The following is a 21,798-nucleotide window of genomic DNA, read 5'->3' as shown; positions in this document are numbered from 1 at the left end:
AGATGACTTTTTGAAAAAAAATATAAAAAAACTGTTTCTGGCAGCAGGACTTCTGGCTATGACAGGAGCTCTGCTTACCGGATGTGGTTCAAAGAAGAAAAATGCAGAAGAGGAAAGTGTGATCAAAATCAGTACAGCGCCGGAACCGACTGCCACTCCTGATCCGAAAACTGTAGATCCGGATGCAGTGACGAGCAATGGAAATCTGACAATGGTCAATGAGTACCTGGCAGAAAACGGCAGCGAGGCATTGGGGATCGATGGCGTGACACCGACACCGGCTGCTTCAGACGGAAGTACGGATAATGCGGATAGTGCCGGTGAAGATACAAGCTCCGATGAGGATAATGATACATCAGGTAGTGGTGGAGAGGAAGGAGCCATGGATGGAGAATGAGGCGAAAAAACCGCTGGAGCTCTATATCCATATTCCGTTTTGTGTAAAAAAATGCGATTACTGTGATTTCCTTTCCGGACCTGCCGGAAAAGAGAGGCAGCGTGAATATTTCCAGGCTCTGGAAAGGGAGATTGCCGCTGTTCCGGATTTTTCGGACAGGGAGATCACCACAGTTTTTATCGGCGGAGGAACACCTTCCGTGCCGGATCCGTCTCTTGTTGGAGAGATGCTGGATCAGATCAGAAATAAGTTTTTTGTGGCCCCGGATGCTGAGATCACCATCGAAGCAAATCCGGGGACTTTATATAAAGAAAAACTTCAGATATATCTGGAACACGGGATCAACCGACTGAGTCTGGGGCTTCAGTCCCCGCAGAATCGGGAATTAAAGATCCTTGGAAGGATCCATACGTGGGAAGAGTTTCAGGAGAGCTTTTTTATGGCAAGGGATGCAGGCTTTTCCAACATCAATATCGATCTGATGAGTGCCATTCCGGAACAGACCTATGCAGACTGGGAAAAAAATCTCCGCACGGTGGCAGGGCTTTCGCCGGAACATATTTCCGCCTACAGTCTGATCATTGAGGAAGGCACTCCTTTCGGGGAGAGAAAGCTGAAATTGCCGGATGAGGATACGGAGTACCGTATGTATGAGAATACGGCAGGGATCCTGGAGGAATATGGGTTTCATCAGTACGAGATCTCCAATTATGCGAAAGGCGGGCGGGAATGCCGCCATAATAAGGGATACTGGCAGAGGATCGATTATCTGGGACTGGGACTTGGGGCGTCTTCACTTCTGGATCATATGCGTTTTTCCAATACTGCGGATATGAAGGAATATATTGGAAACAGTGCGTTTCCGGATAAGATCCGCCAGAATATGGAAAGCCTTACAGAGGCAGATGAGATGGCTGAGTTTATGTTTCTGGGGCTTCGGATGACAGAGGGCGTTTCAATGGAAGCGTTTGCGGAATATTTCGGAAAAAATATGGAAAACGTTTACGGAGAGGTCCTGAAAAAACATCTGGAGATCGGAATGCTGGAACAAAAAGGAGACAGGATATATCTTTCGAGAAAGGGAATCCATGTGAGCAATGGAGTGATGGCGGATTTTCTGCTGTAGAAAAATTTGTCGATTTTTTTACCTTGACGAACGAATGTTCTGGCAGTATACTGATAAAAAATCAGAAGTTTTACAGCGGAATAAGAGAGGTAGATTCTGCTGTTGAGAAGAATACCGGAGTATTTTTTATGACCGGACAGAGTAGGAGGCTTTCATGTCAGCAGAAGCAAACGATAAGAAGCGTTTTATCAGGATACGCGGAGCCAATGAGAATAATCTTAAGAATCTTAGCGTCGATATTCCCAGAGACCAGTTTGTGGTACTTACCGGACTCAGCGGCTCCGGTAAGTCATCTCTTGCATTTGATACCATTTATGCAGAGGGACAGAGACGTTATATGGAGTCACTTTCTTCCTATGCGAGGCAGTTCCTGGGACAGATGGAGAAACCGGATGTGGAGAGTATCGAGGGCCTTCCGCCGGCAATCTCCATTGATCAGAAGTCAACGAACCGGAATCCCCGTTCTACAGTGGGTACGGTAACGGAGATCTACGATTATTTCCGACTTCTGTATGCCCGTGTGGGAATCCCGCACTGTCCCAAATGTGGAAGGGAAATCCGCAAACAGACGGTAGATCAGATGGTGGATCAGATCATGACGCTTCCGGAACGCCAGAAGATCCAGCTTCTTGCACCGGTAGTGCGGGGCCGCAAGGGAACCCATGTTAAACTTCTGGATCAGGCCAGAAGAAGCGGATATGTGAGAGTGCAGATCGACGGAAATCTCTATGAGCTTTCTGAGGAGATCAAGCTGGATAAGAATATCAAACATAACATTGAGATCGTTGTGGATCGACTTATTGTGAAACCGGGAATAGAGAAGCGTCTTTCCGATTCCATTGAAACCGTGCTGGATTTGGCGGATGGCCTGCTGGTAGTAGACACTATGGACGGGAAGCTTCTGAATTTCAGTCAGAGTTTTTCCTGTCCGGATTGCGGCATCAGCATTGATGAGATCGAACCCAGGAGCTTTTCCTTTAATAATCCATTTGGTGCCTGCCCGCAGTGTCTGGGTCTTGGATATAAGATGGAATTTGATATCGATCTGATGATCCCGGATAAGAAACTGAGTATCAATGAAGGGGCTATCGCTGTTCTCGGATGGCAGTCCTGTACCACGCAGGGAAGCTTTTCCAGAGCGATCCTGGATGCCCTGGCAAGGGAATATGAATTTTCTCTGGATACACCTTTCTGCGAGTATCCGAAGAAGGTCCAGGATATCCTCATCCATGGTACCGGCGGTCATTCTGTGAAGGTTTATTATAAAGGACAGCGGGGAGAGGGCGTTTACGATGTGGCGTTCCCGGGACTGATCCGCAATGTGGAGCAGAGATACCGTGAAACCGGTTCCGAGGCTATGAAGCAGGAATACGAGAGCTTTATGCGGATTACTCCGTGCACCACATGTAAGGGACAGAGGCTGAAGAAGGAGTCCCTGGCAGTGACCGTGGCGGATAAGAATATTTATGAAGTGACCAATATGCCGGTACAGAAGCTGCAGGGCTTTCTCCGCGATCTGAAGCTTTCAAAGCAGCAGGAGCTTATTGGAAGGCAGATCCTGAAGGAAATCCGCGCCAGGGTTGGATTTCTGGCAGAGGTTGGCCTGGAGTATCTTTCACTTGGAAGAGCTACCGGAACCCTTTCCGGCGGAGAGGCTCAGAGGATCCGTCTTGCCACACAGATCGGATCCGGGCTTGTGGGGGTTGCATATATCCTGGATGAGCCGAGTATCGGGCTTCACCAGAGAGATAATGACAAGCTTCTGGGGGCACTGATGCGTCTCCGTGATCTTGGCAACAGTCTGATCGTGGTGGAGCATGATGAAGATACCATGCGTGCTGCAGACTGTGTCATCGATATCGGCCCCGGAGCCGGAGAACATGGCGGACAACTGGTCGCAATGGGGACAGCTGAGGATCTGATGAAAAATGAGCAGTCTGTGACAGGAGCTTATTTAAGCGGAAGGCTGAAGATCCCGGTACCGGAAGTGAGGAAGGAACCAACCGGATTTCTTCATATAAAGGGTGCGGCAGAGAACAACCTGAAGCATATCGACGTAGATATTCCTCTGGGAGTGATGACCTGTATCACAGGTGTTTCCGGCTCCGGTAAGAGCTCTCTGATCAATGAAATCTTGTACAAGAGACTTGCCAGAGACCTGAACCGTGCCAGAGTGATCCCCGGGAAACATGATGACATCCTGGGTATCGATCAGCTGGATAAGGTGATCAATATCGACCAGTCCCCGATCGGAAGAACTCCCCGTTCCAATCCTGCCACATATACCGGAGTTTTTGACCAGATCCGTGATCTTTTTGCAGCCACCGCAGATGCCAAGGCAAAGGGCTACAAGAAAGGCCGTTTCAGTTTTAATGTCAAGGGCGGACGGTGCGAGGCCTGCAGCGGTGACGGAATCATCAAGATCGAGATGCATTTTCTTCCGGATGTATATGTGCCTTGCGAAGTCTGCAAGGGCAAACGCTACAATCGTGAGACTCTGGAAGTGAAGTATAAGGGCAAGAGTATTTATGATGTATTGAATATGACTGTGGAAGAAGCACTGACATTTTTTGAGAATGTACCGTCGATCCGGAGAAAGATCGAGACCCTGTATGATGTAGGGCTTTCCTATATCCGTCTGGGTCAGCCCTCCACCACTCTTTCCGGAGGAGAAGCACAGCGTATCAAGCTTGCCACAGAACTCAGCAAGCGCAGTACCGGAAAGACGATCTATATCTTGGATGAGCCTACCACAGGACTGCACTTTGCGGATGTCCACAAGCTGATCGAGATCCTGCGCCGTCTGTCTGAAGGAGGAAACACCGTTGTGGTCATTGAGCACAATCTGGATGTGATCAAGACGGCGGATCATATTATTGATATCGGACCGGAAGGCGGTGACAGAGGCGGAACGGTAATTGCCAGAGGAACTCCGGAGGAAGTAGCAGAGAATCCGGTTTCCTACACCGGTAAATATGTGAAAAAATATCTGGAACAGAAATAACCGGTAAAAGTTCTTTTCAATTTCTGTGGTTTTGTATATAATGAAGTGCGGGAACGTTTCGGCACAGACCGGAACAGAATAAGTCAGAAATGCGTCAGCATATGAACGTGTATGACGCAGGCGGGAGGATTTATGCCGGCAAAGGATATTGGAATCGATCTGGGAACCAGAAACAGTCTGGTGTTTTCCACAGGCAAGGGAATCGTTTTAAGAGAGCCCTCTGTGGTTGTTTATGATAAAGATACAGAGAAGATCAGAGCAATCGGTGAGGAAGCCAGACAGATGGCAAGCCATCTGACTTCCAATATGGAAGTGATCTGGCCAATCCGAAGAGGTGTGATCGTAGATTATAATGTAATGGAAAAGATGCTGAAATATTTTATTTCACAGGCTATGGGACGGAGAGCGTTCCGGAAACCGAGAGTCAGCATCAGTGTTCCGAGTGGGATCACGGAGATTGAGCGTAAAGCAATTGAGGAAGCTGCCTATCAGTCAGGAGCCAGGGAAGTTTTTCTTGTGGACGAGCCCATCGCTGCTGCTATCGGTGCAGGTGTAGATATCACCAAGCCATTTGGTAATCTGATCGTGGATATCGGTGCAGGGACCACGGATGTTGCGGTCATATCGGTAGGGGGAGTGGTTGTTTCCGCTTCTGTGAAGGTTGCAGGAGATAATTTTGATCATGCGATCATGAATTATGTACGTGAGAAGCACAGCCTCTTTATCGGGGAAGATGCAGCGGAGAATATCAAGATCAAGATCGGAACAGCCAGTGAAGAAGCGGATCTTCGCACGATGGAGGTCAAGGGCAGAAATATCATCACAGGACTTCCGAAGGTGGCAACACTGACATCTGAGGAGATCCGGACCGCTTTGCGGGAAACGACCGGACAGATTGTGGAGACAGTCCATGGCGTTCTTGAGAAAACACCGCCAGAGCTGGCGGCAGATATCATGGACAGAGGAATCGTTCTTACAGGCGGAGGTGCCATGCTGCATGGAATGGATGCATTGATCGAGCAGAAAACAGGAGTCAGCACACTGACGGTACAGGATGCAATGCTTGTAGTGGCTGCAGGAACAGGAAAATATGCGGAAATCATGTCAAGGATGTAAACCGTTATGAGTCGTCCGGACGGCACAGGGTCAGAGAAGAGACTGCCGCAGGAAACTCATACAGATAAGGCGCTGCAGCTGCAGTGCCTTTTGCTGTTATCAGAGGTTTACAGATGGAGAAAAAAATGAGTGAGACAGTTACAGGATATATAGATCATGTGATCTTCCGAAATGAAGATAATGGATATACGGTCATGGTACTGAAAGGGATGGAAGAGGAACGGGAACTGACCTGTGTGGGGACATTTCCTGCGATCACCCAGGGGGCTGCCATTGAAGCTTCCGGAAATTATACAACACATCCGGTGTATGGCAAGCAGTTTCAGATAGCCTCCTACGTAGAAAAAATGCCGGAGGATGCACTGGCCATGGAGCGTTATCTGGGTTCCGGTGCGATCAAGGGGATCGGAGCGGCACTGGCAGCCAGGATCGTACGTCGTTTCGGTGATGATACTATGCGTATTGTAGAGGAAGAGCCGGAGCGGCTGGCTGAGATCAAGGGAATCAGCGAAAAAAAGGCCATGGAGATCGCAGAACAGATGACGGAGAAAGCAGATATGCGCCGCGCTATGATCTTTCTCCAGAAATACGGGATATCACTGAATCTCGGCGCAAAGATCTATCAGAAATATGGGCAGACTGTATATGGAGTCCTGCAGGAGAATCCGTATCGCCTTGCAGAGGATATCAGTGGTGTGGGATTCCGTATCGCAGATGAGATCGCTTCCCGGATCGGGATCCATACAGATTCAGATTACAGGATAAGAAGCGGAATGTTGTATACTCTCCTACAGGCTTCAGGAGAAGGCCATATCTATCTCCCGAAGGAGGAACTTTTTTCCAGGGCATCCGGACTTTTGGGAGTAGATTCCTCCTACATGGAAAAACATCTCATGGATATGGTAGTAGACCGGAAACTGATCCTGAAAGAAACAGAAGACGGTGCAGTTGTCTATCCCACACGATATTATTATCTTGAGCTGAATTCAGCCAGAATGCTCTGTGAGCTGAACATCCTCTGCCCGGAAGATGAGGAGATGATGGAGAAACGGATCAACAGGATCGAAAAGGAGACAGGAACCCGGTTAGATGAAATGCAGAAACAGGCAGTGGCGGCAGCTGCCAGTCATGGTCTGTTCATTCTGACCGGCGGGCCGGGAACCGGAAAGACTACAACGATCAATGCGATTATCCGTTATTTTGAAGAGGAAGGCGCTGAGCTGCGGCTTGCAGCTCCCACCGGCCGTGCAGCCAAGCGAATGACAGAGGCTACCGGATACGAGGCTCAGACGATCCACAGACTTCTGGAGCTGAATGGAATGCCGGAGGAAGAGCAGGAAGGCCGTGCAGTTCATTTTGACAGGAATTCGGAGAATCCGCTGGAAGCGGATGTGATCATCATTGATGAGATGTCCATGGTAGATATCGCACTGATGCATTCATTGCTTCTTGCAGTGACAGCAGGGACCAGACTGATCCTGGTAGGTGATGAAAATCAGCTTCCCAGTGTAGGCCCGGGAAATGTTCTGAGGGATATTATCCGCAGCGGCTGTTTTCCGGTAGTAGAGTTGAAAAAGATTTTCCGCCAGGCATCTGAAAGTGATATTGTGGTGAATGCACATAAGATCAACCGGGGCGAGCAGGTGACCATCAATAACAAGAGCCGGGATTTCTTTTTTCTGAAAAGATATGACGCGGACATCATTATCCGTGTGGTGATCGCACTGATCCAGGAGAAGCTTCCGCGTTATGTAGATGCAAAGCCCTATGAGATCCAGGTGCTCACGCCTATGCGTAAGGGACTTTTAGGTGTGGAGCGGCTGAACCAGATACTTCAGAGATATCTGAACCCGCCGGATGAAAAGAAAAAGGAGAAAGAGATCGGACAGCGCCTTTTCCGTGAAGGGGATAAGGTGATGCAGGTGAAGAACAATTACCAGCTGGAGTGGGAAATCCTTGGACGATACAAGATTCCTGTGGATAAAGGTGTGGGCGTGTTTAATGGAGATACCGGTATTATGACGGAGATCAATGAATTTGCGGAAACGGCTACCGTGGAATTTGAGGATGGCAGACAGGCAGAATATTCCTTCAAACAGCTTGAGGAACTGGAACTTGCCTATGCAGTGACCATACATAAGTCCCAGGGCTCAGAATATCCGGCAGTGATCCTTCCAATCCTTTCCGGACCAAGGATGCTGATGAATCGGAATCTTCTGTATACAGCAGTGACCAGAGCCAGAAAATGTGTTACCGTAGTAGGCAGCGAGACCACTTTTGCGGAGATGATCCGTAATGAAAAACAGCAGCAGAGATACAGCTCTTTGGACAGACGGATCCGGGAGCTGGATGAATCTGAACAGAAAGAGAGCGCCATCGGGGAGAAAGGACTTTCTTGAAAAAAACAGCAGATTTTTTACTGGACATGCTTTACCCGAAAAAATGCCCGCTATGTCATCAGATACTGAAAGAAAAAGACCGGCTGATCTGTCCGGAGTGTTCCGGAAAGGTCAGGCCTATATCCGGTCCCAGGTGTATGAAATGCGGAAGACCGGTAAGAATGGAAGAGGAATACTGTGAAGACTGCCGCAAGGGTGCCCATCATTTTACGGAGGGCAGAAGTATTTTCTGGTACGGAGAGGTCTGGAGACAGTCTCTGGTACGATTTAAGTATTACGGATGTCGGGAATATGGGGATTTTTATGCAAAGGCAATGAGCGTCTTCGGAAAAAAATATCTGGAACGGTGGAAGCCTGATCTGATCGTTCCCGTTCCTCTGCATCCCAGAAAAAAAAGGATGAGAGGTTTTAACCAGGCAGCATATCTGGCAGAAAGGCTCAGTGTTCTTACGGGGATCCCATGGAATGAGCATCTGGTAAAGAAGATACGAAGCACAAGATCTCAGAAAAAACTTAATGCCATACAGAGGCGTCAGAACCTGAAAAATGCATATCAGGTAACCGAAAAGATCCCGGGTTTTTCTGTACTTGTGGTGGATGATGTATACACAACAGGAAGTACGGCAGATGCCATGGCAATGTGTCTTCTTGAGGCCGGTGCAGAGAAAGTTTATTTTCTGACAATATGCGCAGGAAGGGCATGAAACAGCCGAAAAAACACTTTTCATAGGTATGGAACTATGCTACAATAAATTTGATTGCAGTTAAACAGTATAACTGTATGGAAAGCGTAATGCAGATCATATATCGGGGATTTTCCTGATAAAGAAAGCTTATGAGGAGTTATTTTTATGGTAAATGAAGAAAAAGTGAAGATCATGAACCGTCTGGCCATGTATGAGCATGGAGAAGGCAGGAAGTATCTTCCGGTGAGCAGATATTATCGAAGTGATTATATTGGACTTGCACTGATCAGAAACTTTTTTCTGGTAACGATCGGATATATATTGGGACTTGCAGGCGTTGCCGCATATTTCAGCGAATATCTTATGGATAATGTGAATAAGATTAATCTGGTCGAGGTTGGGATCTATATCATCGTCGGTTATCTGATCGTGCTTGTTGTATATTCGATACTGACCTACATCCAGTATTCTGTGAAATATTTCCGGGCAAAAAAAAGTGTCAGGGAATATTATCAGGATCTTACAAGACTGGAAAAAATCTACGGGCGGGAGGAAAAAAGAAATCCGGTCCGGAGAAATGCAGGAGGACATAGAAAATGACAGCTTTACTTGAGATCAAACAGAATATCAAAAGATTTTACGGACAATATGAAGTATATATACTGCCGGTCCTGAAGTTTGTTCTGGCATTTGCCTATTTTCTCTGGATCAACAGCAATATGGGCTACATGAAACAGCTGGATAATATTTTTGTTGTCCTGATCCTGGCGCTTGTATGTTCGATCCTTCCGGTTTCCGTGATGATGTTTATGGGATTTGCGTTGATGATCGGGCACTGTTATGCAGTCGGGATCGAAACGGCAGGATTTATGCTGCTTCTTATTCTGTTTATGCTGATCCTGTTCCTAAGATTCAGCAGGTCACAGAATCTTGCAATGATCCTTACACCACTTTCCTTCGGATTTGGTGTTCCTGCACTTATGCCGATCGGAGCAGGCCTGCTGGGTAGTGCATTGTCAGCGCTTCCGGCCGGATGCGGTGTTGTGATCTATTATTTTATACGGTTTGTACATGCACAGTCGGCGGCACTCAGTGATCCTGCCGCAGAGATCACAGAAAAACTGAAGCTGATCTCTGACGGACTTGTCCACAACTGGGCAATGTGGATCACGGTGATCGCGTTTGTGGTAGTGATCCTGTTTGTGAACCTTCTGAGAACACGGGCGTTTGATTATGCATGGAGGATCGCTGTCATTGCCGGCGGCGTGATCTATATCCTGGTTATCCTTGCCGGAGATTTCTGCATTAGTATTACGGTAGCCATGGTGCCGATGATCCTGTCCACAGTGATCTCCGTACTGGCAGGATTTGTTCTGGAGTTCTTTGTTTTTGGCGGAGATTACAGCAGAACAGAACGTCTGGAATATGAGGATGATGAGTACTATTACTACGTAAAAGCCGTTCCGAAGGCAACGGTCGCCACTTCTGAGAGAAGCATCAAAAAGATCAATGCGGAGCCGGTAAAAGAAGAAAAAAAAGAAGACAATGTTGTGTCTTTCAGTGATGATGTATTTCCTGAGAAGAACGAAATGCATACAGTAAAGATGCCGGATATGGTTTCCGAAAATACAGTAAGTGAGAAACCGCAGGGATTGGACAAGATCGATTTCGAAAAACAGCTGGAGGAATCGCTGAAGGATCTTTAAACAGGAACGATTGGAATAGCTCAGGAAGAAAGGAGGAGACTTATGCAGAATGTGCTGACAGTTGTGGCCGGATATCTGGGGAAGATTTCCCTTCCGGGATTTGGCGTGATAGATATCATTGAGATCGGACTGATTTCCTTTTTTGTATATCAGTTTATGGCATGGATTAAATTTACACGTGCATATACCCTTCTGAAGGGCATTTTGATCGTCCTTGGATTTATCCTGGTCGCATATATCTTCAAAATGAATACGATCCTCTGGATCTTCCGGAACCTGGCTAATGTGCTGGTGATCGGTGTGATCGTAATCTTTCAGCCGGAGCTGAGGAAGGCGCTGGAGCAGCTGGGACAGAAGAAGTTTGTTTCCAACATTATTCCCTTTGATTCCGGCAGGGAAGTGCAGGAGCGTTTCAATGACAAGACTATCAACGAACTGGTAAAGGCCTGTTTTGATATGGGTGAAGTTAAGACCGGAGCACTGATCGTGATCGAGGAAGAGATCCGGCTTGACGAATATGTGAGAACCGGTATCAATATTGACGGTATCCTTACCAGTCAGCTGCTGATCAATATTTTTGAGCATAATACACCTCTTCATGACGGAGCGGTGATCGTGCGTGGGAACCGTGTAGTAGCAGCAACCTGCTATCTGCCTCTTTCAGATAATATGGAACTGAGCAAACAGCTGGGAACAAGACACAGAGCAGGTGTGGGTATCAGCGAAGCTACGGATTCTCTTACGATCATTGTTTCGGAAGAGACAGGACAGGTTTCAGTGGCCAGAGGCGGAGAACTGTCCAGAGGGCTTAACAGCAAGCAGCTTCGTGAAGTACTTGTTTCTGCTCAGAATAAAAAGGTTGTTGACAACGGTAAGCTGAGAAATCTGCTGAAAGGGAGAGTGAAACATGAAGAAAAATCTGACTAAGAACATCCCTTTGAAGATCATGTCGATTATTGTGGGAATCCTGGTGTGGCTGATCGTAGTAAATGTTGATGACCCTATCATTACGAAAGGCTTTGTGATCTCAGATGTGCAGATCATCAACGAAGCTTATGTGGATCAGCTGGGTGAGATGGTCATGCAGGATGACCGTGAAAATTCCGTACGTGTTTATATTACAGGTGATCGGAAGACAGTCAACCGTCTCACCTCAAGTGATATTAAGGCAGTTGCGGATCTGCAGCAGGCCCAGTCTACCGATACAGATCCTGTAATGATTCCCATTACAGCGACCTGCTCCGGGATACTGCCGGAAAACATTAGTGTATCACCGCAGAATCTGAGTGTCCATCTGGAAAAAAAGGTGACCAAAGAATTTGCGATCAATGTTACCAGTGATGACAGCAAGCCGGCACAGGGGCTGGAGATTGCTTCGCTCACCGCAAATCCGGAAAAAGTCCGTATTACAGGACCGGAATCTCTGGTTGGTAAAATAGATAGTGTGAGTGTGGATGTAAGTTCAAAACTTGACGGGATCGATCAGGATACGATGATCACGGACGCAGAACTGACTATCACAGATAAGAATCAGGACACTCTTTCATCAAATTCCATGAGCTATCTGAAATTTGACAACAACGGAAAGGTTAATGTCACGGCAAAGCTCTGGAAGGTGCGTTCTGATATACGGATCAGTGCGGGATATACAGGGGAACCAGCAGAAGGCTATGTTGTGGATAGTGTCACAACAGTACCGGAGACTTTCAGCGTAGCCGGAAGTGAGGAAGCACTGAACAATCTGAAACTTCAGGGAAATACCATTTATCTAGACAATGAGAATGTGGATATTTCAGGAAAGAGCAATGACGTGGAAAAGAAAGTAAACCTGTCAGAGCTTCTTCCGGATGGCCTCAAGCTGACATCAGGATCCAGTACGGACCTCTGGATCACAGTCAATATCCTGCCGGAGGGCAGTAAGATATACAGCTTCCCGACAGAGGATATCAAAGTAAAGGGTCTGCCTGATGATCTGCAGCTGGCATTTGAAGTTGCGGATATTGAACTGAAGGTGCAGGCGGAAGAAGGAGATCTTTCCCAATTTGATCTGAAGTCGGTGGGAGCAGTACTTTCCATGGATGACTGGGAGGAGGGAAGCTACGAAGTACCGATCAAAATCAGTCTTCCGGAAGGCTACAAGCTGCTGGAGGATGTAACCGCCGAGATCAAAATCTCCAAGGTTTCCAATGTAGACAGCAGCAGTCAGTAAGTAATCACAGCTTTGGACAAGGCTTGAAGGATAAGTAATATAAAGGGAGACAGCAGCAATGTTAAGTTATAAGGTAACGGTCAGGAACCCGTCAGGGCTTCATCTTCGTCCCGCAGGGCTTTTGTGCGGCGAGGCAATAAAATACAAATCGTCCATAACATTTCAGTATGCCGGAGGTACAGCGAATGCCAAAAGTGTTCTGAGTGTTCTGGGTGCCTGTGTTAAAAGCGGGGATGAGATCACACTGGTCTGCGAGGGTGAGGATGAACAGGCTGCGATAGATGCGCTTGTGGCTCTTATCGAAGGCGGACTGGGCGAATGATACGTAACAGATACAATAATTATTTACAGCAGCATGATCAGGAGGGATTATTGTGAAGAGAAGAGTTGTGGCAATTTTTCTCAGTCTGACATTATGCATGGGCGGAACTCTGGAAGCCGGCGCTGCGGCTTTGGGAAGTACAGACGTGCAGATGGCAGCAGAGACAGCCGGCAATCCGGCTGAGGATGTATTCAGTGATGAAGCGGAAACGACTGTACAGCAGCCGGAGACAGAAGAGGATCAGACAGGTAGTACTGACAGTACAGACAGTTCAGAAGAAACACCTGTTGCACCGGAGAACCCCGCAGAGACACCGGATGTTATAGAAACACCGGAGATTACAGAGACACCGGAAACTACAGAAGCACCGGATGTGACAACAGAAGACAGTACAGATCCGGGCGATGATTTCAGTGCAGGTGATGCACAGGAACTGGATGCACCGTCAGCAGATACCGCAGTACAGAACAAAGTAGAGAACAACAAGGCAGAGGAAACTTCTACTACCGGAGCATCACTGGTAAACGGTGTAGTCGTTGCCAAGACAAGTGACTGGGTTTCTGCAAACGGTTTTTACAGACTCCGCAAAAAGAAGGTTGCTGCATCTGCAGCCCCGGAGGGAAAAGCTTCTGAGGATCCGGCAGAAAGCAGCGAAGAAGAGCAGAAAACAGTGGACGAAACAGCTGCAGCAGCACAGGAGGTACAGCAGACTGAAGAGCTTCCGGATGGCGCAGCAGAGAGTGAGCAGGCTCCGGTACTCCAGAATGAGCCAGCAGAAGGAGAGCAGGAGACTGCAGCCGAGGAAGGTGCAGCAGAAGAAGTTTCTACAGAGGAAGTATCCGTAGCAGAAGCTTCTGCAGATACAGCATCCGCAGATGTAGTGTCTGCAGAGGAGACATCTGCAGATACAGCACCCGCAGAAACAGAGACGGCAGTCGAAACATCAGAGAGCGTAGATAACGCAGAGTCTCTTGCCCAGGATGAAGGGAACGCTTCTCAGGTATCAGAAACAGGTTCCATCGAAGATAATTATTTTACTGCGCAGGATGGTCTTCTTAAGATCAATACCAACGGACATGAGGGATATTATCTTTTTAATGAAGACGGATATCTGGTAACCGGCCGTATGACCCGTGAGCCAGGTGCAGCAGGTTATACCGGAACACAGAAGACAGAATGGTATTTTCTCGAAAGTTCCGAAGCTTCCCTGTATTCGGATTCCACCGGAAAAGCAATCACACCGTGGACATCCAATCTTGGCCAGCAGAAGAGAAATTACTGGTTATGGACAGGAACTGTTTTCCGCTATTATAATTCCCAGGGTGATTACAAATCCATAGAGGCTCAGAACCTTGTAGGCAAGATCAAAAAGATCGGAAATGCTTATTATACACTGATGCGTAACGGAAAACCGCGAACAGGAATCCTGAAGCTGACAACCGGTTCCACAACATATCAGTATTACTTCCAGCCGGCATCAAAGGCAGGAGAGATTCCAGGAAAGCTTTTTTATGGCGGATGGACATATGTTTTAAACAGCAAAAATCAAAAACGTTTTATCTATTGTAGTCCGAAGGCTGCCACACGTGGACAGATCATGAAACATGGAGTTTATGTATCACCTGTAATGTCCAAGAAATATCGATATATGCTGAATGCCAGCGGCTATGTTATGACGAATACAATGGCGAAGGCGCAGAATAACGCATATTATGTTTCAGACAGCAAGGGCCGCATCATTACAAAAAAACTTGTGAAGTATAAAGGCAGCAGATATTATTTCGGAGGCAATGGCCAGAGAGTTTCCTGGAAGAACTGCTGGCATGGCTGCCCGGGTGCATCCAACAAGATTTATTATTTCGGAAGCACAGCAGGAAAAGTTGTTGAAAAATATGGCTGGCAGAAGGTGACCGACGCAAAAGGCCAGTTCTTCGGATGGTTTTACTTTGACAAAAACGGAAACCACTATAAGAGCCAGATGATAACAAACAAGTCCTCCAAAAAGAGCTATTACTTTAATAGCACAGGACAGCTTGCAACAGGAAAAACAAAGATCGGCAAAAAATACTATTTCTTTGCAACATCAGATGCCAATGCGCACAGAGGCTGGATGTACAAGAGTACATTGATCCGTTACCAGAATAAGTGGTATTATGCAGGCGGCAACGGTGTTCTGAAAAAGTCAGGCTGGCAGAAGGTAGGTAAATACTGGTACTATCTGCAGAACTATACCGTTGTGACAAATAAATCCATGAAGCGTGGTTCCGTAAATGGTTATCTGGACAGCCAGGGACGTTTTTCCACCGGCTGGGTGATCGTCAGCGATTACTATGATCAGGTCAAATATATCGATCCGGACAGCGGTTCCAAGTATCTGACCAATACAAGCAGATGGATCGATGGAAAACTGTATTACTTTGATAAGGATGGTTACCGCCGTAATGATGTTTCCAGTATTTACGGAGGACCATATTACCTGGAGGTTGATAAGACCAACGGTGTTATGACTGTATACACAAATAGTAGCAAGACCATTCCGGTTAAGACAATCCGTGTTTCTGTAGGTCTCTCCGGAACACCTACATGGGATGGTACATACAGACTGACCCGCAGTCTGAGATGGCAGCCACTGATGGGACCGTCCTGGGGACAGTATGGAACACATGTTGACGGATGCGGACAGGGAGGAATCTTTATCCATTCCGTAGCCGGATCGACCAGGAGTGTTTATAATCTTCCGGCAGGCGAGTACCTGAAGCTTGGTCAGCCTGCATCTCACGGATGTATCCGTACCTGTGTGGCTGATGCGAAGTGGGTATTTGAGAACTGTAACGGTTCTACGATCCACATTTACAGCAGCGGAAATTACGTTAACAATGAATCCTTCAAGGGACCGTTAGGCCGCAGACCGCTGGCAACCTTCCGTGGAGCCGGAAACTTTGATCCTACAGACCCGGAAGTTCCGTGATCTTTACCGAACAGTACCAGAAAGAAATATATAGAATAACTGAAGACCGATGTTCAGCTGTATGAAGCTGACATCGGTCTTTTTCCATATATGGCTTTACTTTCCATTTTTTCATATGTATAATAAAAGTTATGCACAAATAAACAACATAATTTATGGAAGGAAACTAAAATGAAAAACTGGAAGAAATGGCTGGTGGCAGGCTGTATGGCAGCACTGCTGGGAATCGGAACAATGGGAACTACAGCGATGGCCATGGGCGGCGGAGGCGTAGACCGAAGCGAGGCAGTTGCTGAGGAAGAAAAGGTCCCCAGCGGGAAGGCAACGCAGAATTCCAGGGTAAGTTCAAAGGCCTGGAAGAAGATCAACGGTGTCTGCTATAACGGAAGCGGCCAGAAGCTGGAAGGTGCTGTCACACGTGGAATCGATGTTTCTGAGTGGCAGGATACCATCAACTGGAGCCAGGTCAAAAAATCTAATGTAGATTTTGCCTTTGTCAGGATCTCCTATGGTCTGAACCATCTGGATAAGACATATGATTACAACATGAAACAGGCAGAGAAGGCAGGAATTCCGACAGGAACCTATGTGTACAGCCTTGCGCTGAACACACAGCAGGCACTGAAGGAAGCGCAGCTTGCTATCCGTAAAATGGATGGATATAAAGTATCCTATCCGGTGGTTTATGACATTGAATATGATCAGATGCGCAATCTTTCCGCATCACAGATCGCAGATCTGGCAAAGACCTTCTGCAATGAGGTAAAAAAAGCCGGATATCATCCAATGATCTACTGCAATACAGACTGGTATGACAACAAGCTTGACTGGAGCAAGATGACAGGTTATGATGTATGGCTTGCGCGGTATGGTGATACGATCCCGGCTCCTGACAAGAAAAAGTACAAATATACCATCTGGCAGTCCACCGATGGTGACGGTGGCGGATATCTGAATACCACCAAGGGTCTGGTTGCGGGAATCCCGTCTTATTCTACTGTAGATATTGACTTCGGTTATGTTGATTATACCAAGATCATCACATCCAGATGGCATGCACAGACCGGATACAAGGCATCCACCAGACCGGATACCAGCAACTATAAAGGAAAAACCGGCTGGGCAACAGAGAACGGAAAGAAATTTTATTATGTCAATGGTGTCAAAAAATACGGCTGGGTTCAGGTGAAAAATAAGAAATATTATATCCATAAGACCGCAGGAATGTGCCGTTCAAAGCTGATCAGAGATTCCAAGAATATTTCCAGGTATGTAGATAAAAATGGAGTCCTTGTGAAAAATACCTGGATCACCTATAAGGATAAAAAATATTATTTTGACAAAAACGGACATGCGTTAAAGGGCATGAAAAAGGTTGGAAAGGACTATTATTATTTTCAGTCCAAATACGGATACATGATGAAACACGTGCGGTACATGAACAGCAGGAATGATGTATATTATTTTGGCGGTGACGGCGTTATGGTCAAAAAGGTATTCTATACATGGAGCGGAAACAATGAAAGCCATACCTATTATTTTGGCTCCAATGGAAAGATGCAGAGAGGCTGGCTCAAACTGGACGGAAAGAGATATTATTTTGATCCGGAAACAGGAATCATGTACAAAAACTGTACTATTGAGAAAAACGGAAAGAGCTATACATTCGATGAAGATGGTGTATACACAACTGTATCCGCAGCAAATAAGAAAAAATAAAAAAAATGCCGGCAGCGAACATAAAGCTGCCGGCATTTTTATGATCATAAGGTATAAACAAGGATTCCCAGGATGATGATCAGATTTCCGATGATCTTTCCGCGGGAAATCTTTTCTTTCAGGATCCGCCAGGAAAACAGCAGGACAAAAACATAGGCGGCAGTATCGATCACCGGTCCGAATTTCATATCCACTTTGGTGTAGCACCAGGTATTCAGGAGTAACACTCCAAAAAAGATACCATAGGCCAGGATCACCCGCCAGTTCAGATATTCCCGGAGGGGATTTTTGTATTCCATATTGGCACTCTGCTTCAGAAGTACCTGGGAAATTGCCGAAAAAAAGGTTCCGGCCAGCATGATCAGCATAAATGTTCTATTCATATCTCTGCACCATCCAGACTCCGATCAGAACGATCAGGATGCCGATGATGTTCTGAAGCGAAAGATTTTCGTGAAAAATGATCACAGCCCATACCTGGGACCACAGAAGATAGACGCTTTTGTTGGCGTAGGCCGTGGAAAGGGAAAATTTTTTGATCACCTGCTGCCATGCAATGGCGTAGATCCCACAGTTTGCGATCATAAGAAAAAGAAATACATAGAGAAGAGGACTATGAAGCCCTTCTTTATTGTAATAAACCGATGCAAGCTTGGAAAAAACGCTGGTAAGAGAAAACAGCAGGATATTCAGATGAAGCTGAATATAATCTTTGATTTTTGTCATGTTTCCTCCATATCATAAATGCGATTATCATAGACTGATAATCAATATATATCATCCGGCAGGTTTATGCAAGAAAATGTTTGAACAATGTAACGGTTTACAACAGGAAATGAAAATGATAAGATTAAACGATAAGTGTCAATTGATACAAAAGAGAGGAAAAACGATATGTGTTTATATTCAGTGGTTGTTCCTGTATACAATTCAGAACATACGCTGCAGGAACTGTACACCCGTCTGGAAAAAGTATTCCGGGAAACAATAAAAGAAGAATTTGAACTGATCCTTGTAGATGACGGGTCCAGGGACCGGTCTTTTGCGGTTATGCAAGAACTCCGGGAAAAAGATCCCCGTGTCAAGATCATCCAGATGGCAAGGAATTTTGGACAGCATCCTGCGCTTCTGTGCGGATTTGCCCACGCAAAGGGAGAGTTCATCGTAACTATGGATGATGACCTTCAGCATCAGCCTGAGGAGCTCCCCAAAATGATCAATGTAATGAAGGAACGTGACGATGTGGATGTGATCATTGCAAGCTATGAAGGACGTAAGCATAATCTGATCCGGAAGCTGGGCACAAAGCTGTCTGTATGGGCAACTTCCAAAATGCTCGGCAAGGATCCGAACCTTCAGATCACCAGTTATCGACTGATCCGCCGGTTTCTGGTGGAAGCCATGCTGAAGACCAATACATATCTTCCGCAGATTGGAAATCTTCTGGTTTTAAGCTCCAACCGTATCATCAATGTTCCGGTGCAGCATGCAGCACGTGCATATGGAAAGAGCGGATATTCTTTTCGCCGCCTTGTGAAGGATCTCATCTATGATATTACTGCCCATACGGCATTTCCGTTGCTTATGGTGCGAAACATCGGCATTGCCAGTTTTCTGGTAAGCTTTTTACTGGGGATCTATTATCTGGTGAGATATTTTCTGTGCGGGATCTCAGTGGAAGGCTGGACATCTCTGATGCTTGTGATGCTGGCATTTTTCGGACTGACATTGCTTTCAATCGGGATCATCGGTATTTATCTCATGAATATTCTCAATGAGGCCAAAAAGATGCCGCACTATGTGATCCGTCAGGAGGAGACAGACTGATGAAAAAAGAGATTGGCGGCTATCTGGAACTGGAAGAACCGGCGGGACAGGAATACTATCCGGATCTCTGCGGCGTGAATCTCGGAAGAACAGCGCTTTTGTGGCTGATGGAAGCACGCAGGTGCAAAAAGATCTACCTGCCATTTTTTCTCTGCGATTCCGTAACCGGTGCCTGTGAGAGGTCCGGGGCAGAAATCGAATTTTATCATATGGATGAAGGTCTGCATCCGGTTCTTGAGGAGAGAACTCTTCCGGAAGGAGAATATCTGTATCTGGTAAATTATTATGGCCAGCTTACCGATGATAAGATCCGGAAGTATAAAAAAATCTATGGGAATATCATTGTGGATCATACGCATGCGTTTTTTCAGAAGCCGCTGCCGGGTGTGGACACTCTGTACTCCTGCAGAAAATTTCTCGGAGTCAGTGACGGAGCATATCTGTCTACCGATGCGGAACTGGAACCGGAAAAGAAGCCTCTGGACCATTCCATGGGAAGAATGGAGCATATTCTGGGACGTTATGAATATGATGCCGGAACCTTCTATCAGAAAATGCTGGATAATGCAGCAAATTATCATGAGATGGAGATCCGCCGAATGTCCCGTCTGACCGGAAACCTCCTCAGGACTATGGATTATTCCGGTATCAAAGCAAGAAGAGAACAGAACTACCGTCTGCTGTCGCAGCTTCTTCCTTCAAGGAATGCTTTTACAGGGGAGGTGCCGGAGGGACCGTTTGCCTATCCGTATTATCATAAGAACGGATTGGAGCTTCGACACTGGCTGGCAGGCCGGAAGATTTTTGTACCGACAAACTGGCGCAATATCCTGGAAGAATTTGACAGGGATACCATGGAATATGACTGGGCTGCCAATGTGCTGCCGCTTCCCTGTGACCAGAGATACGGGGCAGAAGAAATGCAGTATATCGCGGATTCCATAAGAGAATGGGAGGAAACGGAATCATGAAACACAGATTGCTGATACTGGGAACGTTGGGAGAATTTGAGCAGCTGGTGCAGAAGGCCCGCGAAAAAGGATACTACACCATTGTCTGTGACGGATATCCGGATGGTCCGGCAAGAAAATTTGCAGATGAGGCATTTCAGATCCCGGTAACAGATACGGAACGGATCGCCTGTCTCTGCCGAGAAAAAGAGATCGATGGGATCATCACATCCTTTTCCGACCTTCTTCTGGAATGTATGGTAAAGATCGCGGACCGGGCAGGAATCCCCTGTTATCTGAAACCGGAGCAGCTTCCCTGGTATCGTGATAAATCAGCGACCAGAGCACTGCTTACTGAACTGGGACTTCCCACTCCGGGCTTTCGAAAAATCCCGATCGCATATTTTAAAGACAGGTCCAAAAGAACTCAGCTGAAAGAGCTGCTTGAGGGACTTCGCTATCCGGTGGTCAGCAAGCCACTGGATAAATACGGCTCCCGCGGGATCTATATATCCGAAGATCTGGAGGAGCTGATAAACGGGGCAGAAAAAACAGCAGGATTTTCTGATATGCCGGAGATTTTGGTGGAAGAATATAACGATGGCTATGAATTCAATATGATGACCTGGGTGCGGCATGGAAAAGTCCATGTGATCAGTATTGCAGACCGTGAAAAGACATTTGTTGCCAAAGGTGAGATCCCCATCAGCACAAGAAATGTGTATCCTTCCAGATTATTGTCAAAAGTTGAAAAGCCTGCCACAGAACTTCTTCAGGCATATGCGGACAGAACCGGTCAGAAAGACGGAGCCCTTTCCATGCAGTTTTTCTGGAAGCCGGGAGAAGGTATCCAGGTCTGCGAGATCGCCGCACGATTTTTCGGATATGAGCATGAATTGACCGATATGGTCTATGGCTTTAATATGGAAGAGCTTCTTCTTGCATCTCTCTATGATCCGGATAAACTGGAAAAAATGCTTGCAGAACACGATGTTCATAAACCACAGTGCTGTGGAGCTGTCATTTATTTTCAGGGAAGGCTTCTTACCATCGAAGATCAGTCTGCGGCAGTCCGGCTGGGAGAGAAAGAACAGGTGGAAAAGCCCTGGATCTTTTATCAGGAAGGAGAGAAGGTCATTGAGCATGGCCCTAATCCGTATCTGGCATTATATTATGTAAAAACAGAGAATCGTAAGGAAATGGATCTTCTCACAGAAGAGTTTTATGAGGAAATGCATATTCTGGATCCCAACGGCCAGGAGGTGGCATACCATAATCAGATCCCGGATTATGCACCGGCAGAAAAATAGGCATTGAATTTACAACATGAGTGTGAGAAAATGAAATGTGCAGTTAATGTAGAAAAACC

At 46.6% G+C, this 21,798-nt stretch carries 18 protein-coding genes; 16 read left to right on the top strand and 2 right to left on the bottom strand.

Annotated elements, in window-relative coordinates; all coding sequences use genetic code 11:
• Positions 1-10 precede the first annotated feature (10 nt).
• The 13 genes from DW694_RS09725 (at position 11) to DW694_RS09665 (ending at position 17,652) form a co-directional block, all read left to right on the top strand.
• Positions 11-397 carry a hypothetical protein gene (locus DW694_RS09725; RefSeq protein ID WP_118752913.1) on the top strand — a complete coding sequence of 129 codons (387 nt, stop codon included), beginning with the start codon at positions 11-13 and terminating at the stop codon, positions 395-397.
• Positions 387-1,523: a radical SAM family heme chaperone HemW gene (gene hemW, locus DW694_RS09720; RefSeq protein ID WP_118752912.1), complete on the top strand. Its 1,137-nt coding sequence runs from the start codon at positions 387-389 to the stop codon at positions 1,521-1,523. The genes DW694_RS09725 and hemW overlap by 11 nt, the downstream gene beginning before the upstream one ends.
• A gap of 154 nt (positions 1,524-1,677) precedes the next feature.
• Positions 1,678-4,527 carry an excinuclease ABC subunit UvrA gene (gene uvrA / locus DW694_RS09715; protein WP_118752911.1) on the top strand — a complete coding sequence of 950 codons (2,850 nt, stop codon included), beginning with the start codon at positions 1,678-1,680 and terminating at the stop codon, positions 4,525-4,527.
• Positions 4,528-4,659: 132 nt separating this feature from the next.
• Positions 4,660-5,643 carry a rod shape-determining protein gene (locus DW694_RS09710; protein ID WP_015527433.1) on the top strand — a complete coding sequence of 328 codons (984 nt, stop codon included), beginning with the start codon at positions 4,660-4,662 and terminating at the stop codon, positions 5,641-5,643.
• A gap of 113 nt (positions 5,644-5,756) precedes the next feature.
• Entirely contained in the window at positions 5,757-8,042 is a 2,286-nt protein-coding gene (locus DW694_RS09705) for an ATP-dependent RecD-like DNA helicase (RefSeq protein WP_330383261.1), read from the top strand.
• On the top strand, positions 8,039-8,746 hold the full coding sequence (locus tag DW694_RS09700) for a ComF family protein (protein ID WP_242981958.1): 708 nt from the start codon (positions 8,039-8,041) through the stop codon (positions 8,744-8,746). Before DW694_RS09705 ends, DW694_RS09700 begins: the two co-directional genes overlap by 4 nt.
• A 147-nt stretch (positions 8,747-8,893) precedes the next feature.
• Entirely contained in the window at positions 8,894-9,328 is a 435-nt protein-coding gene (locus DW694_RS09695) for a hypothetical protein (protein WP_015527429.1), read from the top strand.
• Positions 9,325-10,434: a hypothetical protein gene (locus tag DW694_RS09690; RefSeq protein WP_022426958.1), complete on the top strand. Its 1,110-nt coding sequence runs from the start codon at positions 9,325-9,327 to the stop codon at positions 10,432-10,434. The genes DW694_RS09695 and DW694_RS09690 overlap by 4 nt, the downstream gene beginning before the upstream one ends.
• Before the next feature lie 42 nt (positions 10,435-10,476).
• Positions 10,477-11,361, top strand: coding sequence for a diadenylate cyclase CdaA (gene cdaA / locus DW694_RS09685; RefSeq protein ID WP_015527426.1), 885 nt, complete (start codon positions 10,477-10,479; stop codon positions 11,359-11,361).
• Positions 11,342-12,643 carry a CdaR family protein gene (locus tag DW694_RS09680; protein ID WP_059086146.1) on the top strand — a complete coding sequence of 434 codons (1,302 nt, stop codon included), beginning with the start codon at positions 11,342-11,344 and terminating at the stop codon, positions 12,641-12,643. Before cdaA ends, DW694_RS09680 begins: the two co-directional genes overlap by 20 nt.
• A 58-nt stretch (positions 12,644-12,701) precedes the next feature.
• Complete coding sequence (locus DW694_RS09675; protein WP_015527424.1) at positions 12,702-12,965, top strand: HPr family phosphocarrier protein; 264 nt, start codon at positions 12,702-12,704, stop codon at positions 12,963-12,965.
• A gap of 52 nt (positions 12,966-13,017) precedes the next feature.
• Positions 13,018-15,933, top strand: coding sequence for a L,D-transpeptidase family protein (locus DW694_RS09670; RefSeq protein WP_118752910.1), 2,916 nt, complete (start codon positions 13,018-13,020; stop codon positions 15,931-15,933).
• A gap of 171 nt (positions 15,934-16,104) precedes the next feature.
• On the top strand, positions 16,105-17,652 hold the full coding sequence (locus DW694_RS09665) for a GH25 family lysozyme (protein WP_118752909.1): 1,548 nt from the start codon (positions 16,105-16,107) through the stop codon (positions 17,650-17,652).
• 44 nt (positions 17,653-17,696) lie between these two features.
• Here DW694_RS09665 and DW694_RS09660 read toward each other — a convergent pair whose 3' ends face one another.
• Together DW694_RS09660 and DW694_RS09655 are read right to left on the bottom strand one after the other, a co-directional pair.
• Entirely contained in the window at positions 17,697-18,035 is a 339-nt protein-coding gene (locus DW694_RS09660; protein ID WP_015527421.1) for an EamA family transporter, read from the bottom strand.
• Positions 18,028-18,378 carry an EamA family transporter gene (locus DW694_RS09655; protein WP_015527420.1) on the bottom strand — a complete coding sequence of 117 codons (351 nt, stop codon included), beginning with the start codon at positions 18,376-18,378 and terminating at the stop codon, positions 18,028-18,030. Before DW694_RS09655 ends, DW694_RS09660 begins: the two co-directional genes overlap by 8 nt.
• Positions 18,379-18,546: 168 nt before the next feature.
• On the opposite strand from DW694_RS09655, the gene DW694_RS09650 reads away from it, so the two are divergent.
• Genes DW694_RS09650 through DW694_RS09640 form a run of 3 tightly spaced genes read left to right on the top strand, consistent with a single transcriptional unit; the run spans position 18,547 to position 21,739 of the window.
• The gene (locus DW694_RS09650; RefSeq protein ID WP_015527419.1) at positions 18,547-19,479 is read left to right on the top strand and encodes a glycosyltransferase family 2 protein; all 933 of its coding nucleotides are present in this window, start codon (positions 18,547-18,549) and stop codon (positions 19,477-19,479) included.
• Entirely contained in the window at positions 19,479-20,450 is a 972-nt protein-coding gene (locus DW694_RS09645) for a hypothetical protein (protein WP_021651900.1), read from the top strand. Before DW694_RS09650 ends, DW694_RS09645 begins: the two co-directional genes overlap by 1 nt.
• Positions 20,447-21,739 (top strand): ATP-grasp domain-containing protein, encoded by a 1,293-nt coding sequence (locus tag DW694_RS09640; RefSeq protein ID WP_015527416.1) that lies wholly within the window; start codon positions 20,447-20,449, stop codon positions 21,737-21,739. Before DW694_RS09645 ends, DW694_RS09640 begins: the two co-directional genes overlap by 4 nt.
• Positions 21,740-21,798: the final 59 nt, after the last annotated feature.

The sequence above is a fragment of the Ruminococcus sp. AM26-12LB genome (genome assembly GCF_003480785.1).
Classification (GTDB): Bacteria; Bacillota; Clostridia; order Lachnospirales; family Lachnospiraceae; genus Blautia_A; species Blautia_A fusiformis.
Note: the sequence above shows the minus strand (reverse complement) of the source record. Positions and strands in the feature narration are given on the sequence as shown.

What these genes read in the sequence shown, in the direction of transcription:
- hemW (WP_118752912.1), top strand. Translation starts at nt 387, where the DNA reads ATGGAGAATGAGGCGAAAAAACCGCTGGAGCTCTATATCCATATTCCG.
- uvrA (WP_118752911.1), top strand. Translation starts at nt 1,678, where the DNA reads ATGTCAGCAGAAGCAAACGATAAGAAGCGTTTTATCAGGATACGCGGA.
- DW694_RS09710 (WP_015527433.1), top strand. Translation starts at nt 4,660, where the DNA reads ATGCCGGCAAAGGATATTGGAATCGATCTGGGAACCAGAAACAGTCTG.
- DW694_RS09705 (WP_330383261.1), top strand. Translation starts at nt 5,757, where the DNA reads ATGGAGAAAAAAATGAGTGAGACAGTTACAGGATATATAGATCATGTG.
- DW694_RS09695 (WP_015527429.1), top strand. Translation starts at nt 8,894, where the DNA reads ATGGTAAATGAAGAAAAAGTGAAGATCATGAACCGTCTGGCCATGTAT.
- DW694_RS09690 (WP_022426958.1), top strand. Translation starts at nt 9,325, where the DNA reads ATGACAGCTTTACTTGAGATCAAACAGAATATCAAAAGATTTTACGGA.
- cdaA (WP_015527426.1), top strand. Translation starts at nt 10,477, where the DNA reads ATGCAGAATGTGCTGACAGTTGTGGCCGGATATCTGGGGAAGATTTCC.
- DW694_RS09680 (WP_059086146.1), top strand. Translation starts at nt 11,342, where the DNA reads ATGAAGAAAAATCTGACTAAGAACATCCCTTTGAAGATCATGTCGATT.
- DW694_RS09675 (WP_015527424.1), top strand. Translation starts at nt 12,702, where the DNA reads ATGTTAAGTTATAAGGTAACGGTCAGGAACCCGTCAGGGCTTCATCTT.
- DW694_RS09665 (WP_118752909.1), top strand. Translation starts at nt 16,105, where the DNA reads ATGAAAAACTGGAAGAAATGGCTGGTGGCAGGCTGTATGGCAGCACTG.
- DW694_RS09660 (WP_015527421.1), bottom strand. Translation starts at nt 18,035, where the DNA reads ATGAATAGAACATTTATGCTGATCATGCTGGCCGGAACCTTTTTTTCG.
- DW694_RS09655 (WP_015527420.1), bottom strand. Translation starts at nt 18,378, where the DNA reads ATGACAAAAATCAAAGATTATATTCAGCTTCATCTGAATATCCTGCTG.
- DW694_RS09650 (WP_015527419.1), top strand. Translation starts at nt 18,547, where the DNA reads ATGTGTTTATATTCAGTGGTTGTTCCTGTATACAATTCAGAACATACG.
- DW694_RS09645 (WP_021651900.1), top strand. Translation starts at nt 19,479, where the DNA reads ATGAAAAAAGAGATTGGCGGCTATCTGGAACTGGAAGAACCGGCGGGA.
- DW694_RS09640 (WP_015527416.1), top strand. Translation starts at nt 20,447, where the DNA reads ATGAAACACAGATTGCTGATACTGGGAACGTTGGGAGAATTTGAGCAG.